The sequence below is a fragment of the Actinomyces sp. ICM58 genome, assembly GCF_000283035.1.
Classification (GTDB): Bacteria; Actinomycetota; Actinomycetes; order Actinomycetales; family Actinomycetaceae; genus Pauljensenia.
Window position 1 is genome coordinate 1 of sequence record NZ_ALIY01000012.1, and the last position, 9,105, is coordinate 9,105.

The window sequence follows — 9,105 nt, forward strand, 5'->3', positions numbered from 1 at the left end:
GTGCCCGCGCCCGCGAGGCCGCCGACCGCCTGCCCGGCGCCGCCGAGATGCTCAGCCTCGCCGCCGAGGGGATCGCCGCGCCCGGCATCGAATCGCTGGCCCCCATCCTCGTGGGCGGCATGGAATCCCTCCTTGACCTGCTCCCGGCAAGCGCCCCCATCCTCGCCTCCGACCCCGAACGCATCCGCGCCCGCGCCGCCGACCTGGTCGCCACGACCGAGGAATTCCTTGCCGCCGCGTGGAGCGCCGCCGCCGGGGGAGCCGACACTCCACTCGAGGCCTCCAAGGCCTCGTTCCTCGACCTGAGCGAGCTGTGGGGGAGTGGGACGCGCCCCTGGTGGGAGCTCACCGACCTGCCGCCCGCCGACCTCGCCTCCGCCATCGACGAGGCCGAGGCCGGGTCCGCGGGTCAGTCAGGCCCGGCGCCCGTCGTCGTCTCGCCCACCCTCATGCGCGTGGGAGCCCGCGACGTGCACCCCTACCGCGGGGACTTCGCCCGCGCCGCCGCCGACCTCACCGACCTGGCCCGCGACGGCTGGCGCATCGTTGTCACCACCGAAGGCCCCGGCCCCGGCCGACGCATCCGCTCCATCCTCACCGACGCCTCATGCCCGGCCGCGCTCGCGGACAGCGTGGAAGCACGCCCCGACCCCGGCCTCGTCACCATCACGACCGCGCAGGCCGGCGTCGGATTCGTGGCGCCCCATCTGAAACTCGCGATCCTCACCGAAGGCGACCTGACCGGGCGCGTCGGCGCCTCCACGCGCGATATGCGACGCATGCCCTCGCGCAGGCGCAAGGGTGTGGACCCGCTGACCCTGCACCCCGGGGACTACATTGTCCACGACCAGCACGGCATCGGGCGCTTCATCGAGCTGGTCTCGCGCACGATCGGGCGCGGGGACGCCGCCTCCACGCGCGACTACCTGGTCATCGAGTACGCGCCTTCCAAGCGCGGCCAGCCCGCCGACCGGCTCTTCGTGCCCACCGACGCCCTGGACCAGATTTCGAAGTACACCGGATCCGACGAGCCGGCCCTGACGAAGATGGGCGGCGCCGACTGGGCCAAGACCAAGGCGCGCGCCAAGAAGGCGGTGAACGAGGTCGCCAAGGAGCTCATCCGCCTGTACGCCGTGCGCCAGCAGACGAAAGGACACGCCTTCGGGCCCGACACTCCCTGGCAGCGCGAACTCGAGGACGCCTTCCCCTACGTGGAGACCCCCGACCAGCTCGTCACCATCGACGAGGTCAAGGCCGACATGGAAAAGCCCGTCCCCATGGACCGCCTGCTTACCGGCGACGTCGGCTACGGCAAGACCGAGATCGCCGTGCGCGCCGCCTTCAAGGCCATCCAGGACGGCTACCAGGCCGCCGTCCTCGTGCCCACGACCCTGCTGGTCACCCAGCATGCGGAAACCTTCGCCGAGCGCTACGCGGGCTTCCCCGTGCGCATCGGCACCCTCTCGCGCTTCTCGACGCCTAAGGAGACCGAGGAGGTCAAGGTGGGGCTGGCCTCGGGCGAGGTCGACCTGGTCATCGGCACACATTCCCTGCTGACCGGCACCGTCTCCTTCAAGAAGCTTGGCCTGGTCATCATCGACGAGGAGCAGCGCTTTGGCGTCGAGCACAAGGAGACTCTCAAGGCGCTGCGCACCGACGTGGACGTCCTGTCCATGTCCGCCACACCGATCCCGCGTACCCTCGAGATGGCGATCTCCGGCATCCGCGAGATGTCGATCCTCCAGACCCCGCCGGAGGAACGCCAGCCCGTCCTGACCTTCGTCGGTGCCTACACGGACGCCCAGGTCAGCGCCGCAATCCGGCGCGAGCTCCTGCGCGACGGCCAGGTGTTCTACGTGCATAACCGCGTCGACTCGATTTCCTCGGTTGCCTCCCACATCGCCGAGCTGGTCCCTGAGGCGCGCGTGCGCACCGCCCACGGCAAGATGAACGAGCATCAGCTCGAGGCCGTCATCCAGGACTTTTGGAACCACGAGTTCGATGTCCTCGTGTGCACGACCATCGTCGAAACCGGCCTGGACATTTCCAACGCGAACACCCTCATCGTGGACCGCGCCGACACCTTCGGCCTGTCCCAACTCCACCAGCTGCGCGGGCGCGTCGGGCGAGGCCGCGAACGAGCCTACGCGTACTTCTTCTACCCCGGCGACAAGGCGCTCACCGAGACCGCTCACGAGCGCCTCAAGACGATCGCCGCGAACACCGAGCTGGGCGCGGGCCTGGCAGTCGCCCAGCGTGACCTCGAGATCCGAGGCGCCGGCAACCTCCTGGGAGGGGCCCAATCGGGCCACGTCGAGGGCGTCGGATTCGACCTGTACGTGCGCATGGTCTCCGACGCGGTTGCCGCCTACCGCGGCGACGCGCCCGCCGAGAAGGCCGACGTGCGCATGGACCTGCAGGTCGACGCGCACATCCCCGAGGGGTACGTGCGAGGGGAGCGCCTGCGCCTCGAGGTCTACGCGAAGATCGCCGCCACGACCACTCCCGAGCAGGAAGCCGACGTGCGCGAGGAGCTGGTCGACCGATACGGCCCCATCCCGCCCCAGGTCGACCTGCTGTTCGCCGTCGCACGGCTGCGCGAGATCGTGCGCCGCGCCGGGATCACCGAGGTTGTCACGCAGGGCAAGTACCTGCGCGTCTCGCCCGTCGAGCTGCGCGATTCGCAGGTGATGCGCCTCAAGCGACTGCACCCGGGCACCGTCATCAAGGCGACCGTCCGCCAGGTCCTGGTGCCCCTGCCCCTCACCTCGCGCGTCGGCGGATCCACGCTCACCGACGGCCCGCTTCTGGAGTGGGTGGAGACGCTGGTGACCAAGATTCTCGTGCCTTTTGGCGAGTAGGCCCTGTGGTGGAATACACTGGTCCCATTGCGTCGCAACACATCTGAGGAAGGAATGCTCGTGCGCTACACACGTCAGCTGGTGACCGCCGCTCTCATCGCGGCCGCAGGACTGGGAATGGGGGCGTGCTCGGCCCATCCCGGAGCAGCCGTCACCTCCTCCGCGGGGAGCTACAGCATCGAGGAAGTCGACGAGGCGGTCGCTCAGATCCACGAGTTCACGGGCGGGAAGACGGACATTGACGCCGCCACCGTGCGCTCGCACCTGATCAACGAGCCCCTGCTGGAGAATACGGGCGCCGCCGTGGGCCTCACGGTGAGCGATGAACAGATCGACCAGGCTGTCACGGAGGTCGCCCAAGAGGTCGGCGTGCAGAGCCCTGCGCTGGGACGCGGCACGCGAGCGGCCGTGAAGTCCATGCTGCTGCGCCAGGAGCTCAACAGGTTCGTCTCTACGAACCCTCAGGCCGTGGACACGCTCAACACCGCCTTCGCTCAGGCCCGCCAGACGGCGAATGCGCGCCTCAACCCGCGCTTCCCGCAGCCCTCCGTGGGCGGAACCGAGGAGGTGACGGTGCCCATGTTCGGTGACGCGGTCTCCGGCGAGAAGGAACCCGACGTCTCCTCGCTGATGGGTGGAGGTACGCCGGGAACCACCACGCGATGACGCTTGTGTGAGCATTCGCTCACACCGGGCGGGGACTAATGTCGCTTGCCCGGCGTCGCGCAGCGGGACGCTTCGTCCCACATTGAAAAACGTCCCCTCATCGGGGGTGACCACATATGGCGGTCCGTATTACCGTTGTACTGACCGCTTCCACGCAACAACATCGATTGGAGAATGACGTGGCAGTTATTGAAGGCATTGGTGCACGCGAGATCCTAGACTCGCGCGGTAACCCGACTGTTGAGGTCGAGGTCGTCCTCGAGGACGGCACCGCTGCGCGCGCGTCCGTCCCCTCCGGCGCGTCCACCGGCGCGTTCGAGGCCGTCGAGCGTCGCGATGGCGACAAGGGCCGCTACCTTGGCAAGGGCGTCCAGGACGCCGTTGATGCCGTCGTCGAGCAGATCGCCCCCGAGCTCATCGGTGAGGAAGCCGACGATCAGCGCTACATCGACCAGGCCATGATTGACCTGGACGGCACCCCCAACAAGGGCAAGCTCGGCGCGAACGCCATCCTCGGCGTCTCCCTCGCCGTCGCCAAGGCCGCTGCGAAGTACGCGGACCTGCCCCTGTACAAGTACCTGGGCGGCCCCAACGCTCACGTCCTGCCCGTTCCCATGATGAACATCCTCAACGGTGGCTCCCACGCGGACTCCAACGTTGACATCCAGGAGTTCATGATCGCCCCCCTCGGCGCTCCCTCCTTCCGTGAGGCCCTGCGCTGGGGCGCCGAGGTCTACCACACGCTCAAGGGCGTCGTGAAGGACCGCGGTCTGTCCACCGGTCTGGGCGACGAGGGCGGCTTCGCCCCCAACCTGGACTCCAACGCTGAGGCCCTCGACCTGATCGTCTCCGCGATCGAGAAGGCCGGCTTCAAGCCGGGCGAGGACGTCGCCCTGGCCCTGGACGTCGCCTCCTCCGAGTTCTTCAAGGACGGCCTGTACCAGTTCGAGGGCGAAGGCCGCTCGACCGAGTACATGGTTGAGTACTACGAGAAGCTCATCTCGAACTACCCGCTGGTTTCCATTGAGGATCCGCTGGATGAGGACGAGTGGGATGCTTGGAAGGCCCTGACCGCCGAGATCGGTGGCCGCGTCCAGCTGGTCGGTGACGACCTGTTCGTCACCAACCCCGCCCGCCTGAAGAAGGGCATCGAGCTGGGTGCCGCGAACGCGCTGCTCGTGAAGGTGAACCAGATTGGTTCGCTGACCGAGACCCTCGACGCCGTCGAGGAAGCTCACCGCAACGGCTACCGTTCGATGACCTCGCACCGCTCCGGTGAGACCGAGGACACCACGATCGCCGACCTGGCCGTCGCCACCAACTCCGGCCAGATCAAGACCGGTGCTCCCGCTCGTTCCGAGCGCGTCGCCAAGTACAACCAGCTGCTGCGCATCGAGGAGCAGCTGGGCGAGGCCGCCGTGTACGCCGGCCGCTCTGCCTTCCCTCGCTTCAAGTGAGCCTAGGCAACTAGCCGCATAGCTCCGCGCGGGCCCGCAAGGGTCCGCGCGGAGTTTTTTCACGGCGTGGGGGTGAGCCAAATTCGCATTCATAGGGCACGATAGAAGAATGGCTAGCCGTCGTCCTTCCTCCCGCCCTTCCTCACGTCGCCGCTCCTCCACTTCGGAGGCAGCGCGCACGACGCGTGAGATCAACGCGGAAAAGTCGCGTCAGCGCAGGGCCGCGGCCAAGGCCGCGAAGGGGGACGAGGCCTCGGCGCGGAGCACGCGCAAGGGAAAGAAGGCGGACGCTGGGAAGGCCGAGGCGGGCGCGGAGCGCAAGGCCTCCGCGAAGGAACGGCGGGCGCAGCGCGCCCGGGAGCGCCAGGGCGCTCGGGGCGGCCGTGAGGGTGCCTCCGTCCTGTCGATCGGCGGCCTGGATATCTCCACGCGCCTCGTCGTCGTCCTGACGGTCGCTGCGATCCTCGCGGTCATGCTGGTGCCCAGCGTGTACCAGTGGTGGCAGCAGGAACGCGAGCTCGCCCAGATCAAGGCGCAGGTCGCAGAGCAGCAGCGCCACAACGAGGAGATGCAGCGCCAGCTGGACCTGTGGAACGACCCGGACTACATCTCGGCGCAGGCGCGTGAACGCCTGGGGTACGTGCGCCCGGGTGAGACTCAATACACGGTCGTGGATCCGGGGCCGCAATACCAGGATTCCGCGATGGCTGCGGCCGCGGCGCCGACGGGGCCCGCGCGGCCCTGGGTGCAGCAGCTCGCTATCCTAGTGGGGAAGGCGGATCAGCCGCCCAGCGCGACGCCCATCCCGTCGGCTGACACCAGCCAGTCGGGCCAGGCGCCCACCACCGGCCAAGAAAGCGGAGAATGAGCCTCGTTAACACCACCGACGCCACCGAAGAGGACCTCGAGGTCCTGCGCGAGCAGCTGGGGCGCGTGCCCCGAGGCGTCGTCGGCATCGCCGCGCGCTGCGTGTGCGGGCGCCCCACGGTCGTCGCCACCGCGCCGCGCTTGCCCGACGGGACCCCATTCCCCACGACCTACTACCTGACGCATCCGGCCGCCGTGAAGGGCGCCTCGACGCTGGAGGCCGAGCACGTCATGGACGCCCTGAACGAGGAGCTCGCCGCCGACGAGGAGCTGCGCGCCGCCTACGCGCGCGCCCACCAGGCCTACATCGATGCGCGCCTGTCCCTGGGCGACGTCCCCGAGATTTCCGGCGTGAGCGCGGGCGGCATGCCGACGCGCGTCAAGTGCCTGCACGCCCTCGTGGGCCACTCGCTGGCCGCGGGACCGGGCGTGAACCCGATCGGCGATCGCGCGCTCGCCATGCTTGAGGAGCGCGGCCTGTTTTCGACCGCGCGCTGCTCCTGCTGAGCGCACCCACATGAGCTAGCCCCGGCCTCGTCCGGGAAAGAACCCACCAGAAACGAAGCGATGACCCGCGTAGCTGCCATTGACTGTGGAACAAACTCCATCCGACTGCTCGTCGCCGACGCCACCGTCGGCGAGGACGGGCGACCCCGCCTCGCCGATCTGACGCGCCAGATGCGCATCGTGCGCCTGGGACAGGGGGTGGATGCACGCGGCTACCTAGATCCGGCCGCGATCGAGCGGACGGTGGAGGCGACGGTCGAGTATCAGCGCATGATCGAGAAGCTGGGCGCGACGCGCACCCGTTTCGTGGCGACCTCGGCGACGCGCGACGCCTCCAACAGCGCTGAATTCGTCCGCCAGATTAAGGCTGTCATCGGTGTTGAACCCGAAGTGGTCGTCGGCACGCAGGAGGCGTCGCTGTCGTTTTCCGGCGCGGTCGGCGGGCTCGGGGAGGGGGTTGACGCCCCCATGCTGGTCGTCGATATCGGCGGCGGCTCGACGGAGCTGGTGCTGGGATCGACGAGCGTCAAGCAGGCGGTGTCGATCGACATGGGTGCGGTGCGCCTGACGGAGAAGTTTTTCGCCCACGTCGACCCCGCGGGCGGCGTGCCCAAGGCGGAGCAGGAGCGCGCGATCGCGTGGATCGACGAGCAGCTGGATGGCGCGGAGAAGGCGGTGGATCTGGCGCGGGTGCGTTCCCTCGTGGGCGTCGCCGGCACGGTGACGACGCTGACCGCGCAGGCGCTGGGGCTCACCTCCTACCAGCCTGAACGCATCCACGGGGCGCGCCTGAGCGCCGCTCAGATCGAGGAGGCCGTGCGCTTCATGGTCGACCAACCGGTCTCCGTCAAGGCTTCCCTGGGGTTTATGCCCGAGGGCCGCGAGGACGTGATTGCCGCCGGCGCGCTCATCTGGAGCCGCATCGTGACGCGTGTTTTGGATCGCGCGAGCGGCGCCGGGCACCCCATCGACGAGGTCGTCACCTCCGAGCACGACATCCTCGACGGTATTGCGATGGCGATGATCGATCAGGCTTGATGCGGGCGCCGGCCTCCCGTAGGCTGGACTCGCGTCTGGCCCCCGTGGCCCAATTGGCAGAGGCAACCGACTTAAAATCGGTGTGTTGTGGGTTCGAGTCCCACCGGGGGTACTATCCGCGCGGCACGGACGAGGCCGTGGCCGGGGCTCGCCTGAGCGTGCCCCCGGGTGGATCCTCAGTTTCGTTGCGCGCATAATGGTACGTTTCCCACTGTGGGGGTGCCTCGTGCGACACTAGAGGCAATGCATCACTGACCAAGGAGGAAATATGGCCAACCCGGTGATGAACTCGATTCAGAAGGACTGGTCCGCTCAGTCCCAGACTCCCGCCGGATATCCCACGATGCCCGGCTATCAGCCCGCCGCGCAGCAGGCACCCAACCCCTATGGGGGCCAGGCGAACCCCTACGAGACCCAGCAGGGCCAGGCGTATGGCCAGCAGGGCCCCTATGGTATGCCCCAGGAGCAGGCCTACGGCCAGCAGGGCGCCTACGGGGATCAGATGGCCTCCTATGAGGCGATGATGAACGCCCCTGCCGCCGACGCGGTGGACCGTGGGCACATGACCTACGACGATGTCGTGGTCAAGTCCCTCATGTGCTTCGGCCTGCTGGTGGCCGGCGCCGTCGTCGGCTGGATGGCCGGCGTGATTGTCCCCGCACTGGCGATGGTGACCGCCCTCGGCCTGTGCGCCGTGACCCTCGGCCTGGGCCTGTTCGTGCGCTTCTCGAAGAAGGTGCGCCCCGGGGCGATCATCGCCTACTCGCTGATCGAGGGCTTCGTGCTGGGTGCGTTGTCCTTCGTTTTCGAGATGCTCTACCCGGGCATTGTCGTCCTGGCTGTCCTGGCGACCCTGATCGTGATCGGCGTGACGCTTGCGGCGTTCAGTTTCGGCTTCGTGCGTAACTCCAAGACCCTGACCCGCGTGGCTTTCCTGGGCTCGACCGCTTTCGCCATCTACTACGCCATCAGCTTCGTGCTGGGGGTCACCGGCGCCGTCGACATGACGCTGGTGACCAATATTCGGGTCTTGGGTATCCCGCTGGGCGTCATCATTGGTCTGTTCGCTGTGTTCATCGGTGTCCTGTGCCTCGTGCGCGACTTTGACGCTGTCAAGGTTGGCGTGAACGCCGGCGTGCCTGAGAAGTACTCGTGGCTGTGCACCTTCGCGATCATGACGGACGTCATCTGGATCTACCTCGAGATCCTCAAGATCCTGTCGTACTTGATGCGCCGCAACTGACGGCTCGTCCATCACTCGACACTTACCCCACCAAGGAAGAACCCATGGAGAACATTTCTGTCACCGGCGAATTTGGCCGCAAGCCCGCCCTCTCCTTCGATGGCACTCCCTCCGACGAGCTCGTCGTCGAGGTCCTGCGCGCCGGCGACGGCCAGGAGGTCGAGGCCGGCGACACGATCACCTGCCACTACTACGGCGCGGTCTTCGGCTCGGCTACCGACTTCGACAACTCCTTCGACCGCGGCGGCGCCCTGTCTTTCCAGATCGGCGTCGGCATGGTCATCCCCGGTTGGGATGAGGGCCTGGTGGGCAAGCGCGTGGGTGACCGCGTGCTCCTGTCCATCCCCGCCGAGCTTGGCTACGGCGCCCGCGGCGTCCCGCAGGCCGGCATCCCCGGCGGCGCGACCCTGGTCTTCGTCACAGACATCCTCGGCGTGAACTGATCGCAGCTGAAGAACGGGGGCGG

General features: G+C 68.0%; 8 protein-coding genes and 1 tRNA gene. All 9 read left to right on the forward strand.

Annotated features, from left to right (window positions below; genetic code table 11):
• Positions 1-2,861 (forward strand): transcription-repair coupling factor (gene mfd, locus HMPREF1138_RS00330; RefSeq protein WP_009055148.1); only part of this gene is annotated, 2,861 nt, incomplete at its 5' end.
• 54 nt (positions 2,862-2,915) lie between these two features.
• Positions 2,916-3,527, forward strand: coding sequence for a hypothetical protein (locus HMPREF1138_RS00335; protein ID WP_009055142.1), 612 nt, complete (start codon positions 2,916-2,918; stop codon positions 3,525-3,527).
• Between the two features lie 179 nt (positions 3,528-3,706).
• Positions 3,707-4,984 carry a phosphopyruvate hydratase gene (gene eno, locus HMPREF1138_RS00340; protein ID WP_016460196.1) on the forward strand — a complete coding sequence of 426 codons (1,278 nt, stop codon included), beginning with the start codon at positions 3,707-3,709 and terminating at the stop codon, positions 4,982-4,984.
• Positions 4,985-5,093: 109 nt separating this feature from the next.
• Positions 5,094-5,852: an FtsB family cell division protein gene (locus HMPREF1138_RS00345; protein WP_009055146.1), complete on the forward strand. Its 759-nt coding sequence runs from the start codon at positions 5,094-5,096 to the stop codon at positions 5,850-5,852.
• Positions 5,849-6,358, forward strand: a complete 510-nt coding sequence (locus tag HMPREF1138_RS00350) for a DUF501 domain-containing protein (protein ID WP_009055150.1) — start codon at positions 5,849-5,851, stop codon at positions 6,356-6,358. Before HMPREF1138_RS00345 ends, HMPREF1138_RS00350 begins: the two co-directional genes overlap by 4 nt.
• Before the next feature lie 60 nt (positions 6,359-6,418).
• The gene (locus HMPREF1138_RS00355; RefSeq protein WP_009055138.1) at positions 6,419-7,396 is read left to right on the forward strand and encodes a Ppx/GppA phosphatase family protein; all 978 of its coding nucleotides are present in this window, start codon (positions 6,419-6,421) and stop codon (positions 7,394-7,396) included.
• Between the two features lie 38 nt (positions 7,397-7,434).
• Positions 7,435-7,508, forward strand: a tRNA-Leu gene (locus HMPREF1138_RS00360).
• Positions 7,509-7,664: 156 nt separating this feature from the next.
• Positions 7,665-8,639, forward strand: coding sequence for a Bax inhibitor-1/YccA family protein (locus HMPREF1138_RS00365; protein ID WP_009055144.1), 975 nt, complete (start codon positions 7,665-7,667; stop codon positions 8,637-8,639).
• A gap of 44 nt (positions 8,640-8,683) precedes the next feature.
• On the forward strand, positions 8,684-9,082 hold the full coding sequence (locus tag HMPREF1138_RS00370; protein ID WP_009055135.1) for an FKBP-type peptidyl-prolyl cis-trans isomerase: 399 nt from the start codon (positions 8,684-8,686) through the stop codon (positions 9,080-9,082).
• Positions 9,083-9,105: the final 23 nt, after the last annotated feature.

What these genes read in the sequence shown, in the direction of transcription:
- HMPREF1138_RS00370 (WP_009055135.1), top strand. Translation starts at nt 8,684, where the DNA reads ATGGAGAACATTTCTGTCACCGGCGAATTTGGCCGCAAGCCCGCCCTC.
- HMPREF1138_RS00345 (WP_009055146.1), top strand. Translation starts at nt 5,094, where the DNA reads ATGGCTAGCCGTCGTCCTTCCTCCCGCCCTTCCTCACGTCGCCGCTCC.
- HMPREF1138_RS00365 (WP_009055144.1), top strand. Translation starts at nt 7,665, where the DNA reads ATGGCCAACCCGGTGATGAACTCGATTCAGAAGGACTGGTCCGCTCAG.
- HMPREF1138_RS00355 (WP_009055138.1), top strand. Translation starts at nt 6,419, where the DNA reads ATGACCCGCGTAGCTGCCATTGACTGTGGAACAAACTCCATCCGACTG.
- HMPREF1138_RS00335 (WP_009055142.1), top strand. Translation starts at nt 2,916, where the DNA reads ATGCTCGTGCGCTACACACGTCAGCTGGTGACCGCCGCTCTCATCGCG.
- HMPREF1138_RS00350 (WP_009055150.1), top strand. Translation starts at nt 5,849, where the DNA reads ATGAGCCTCGTTAACACCACCGACGCCACCGAAGAGGACCTCGAGGTC.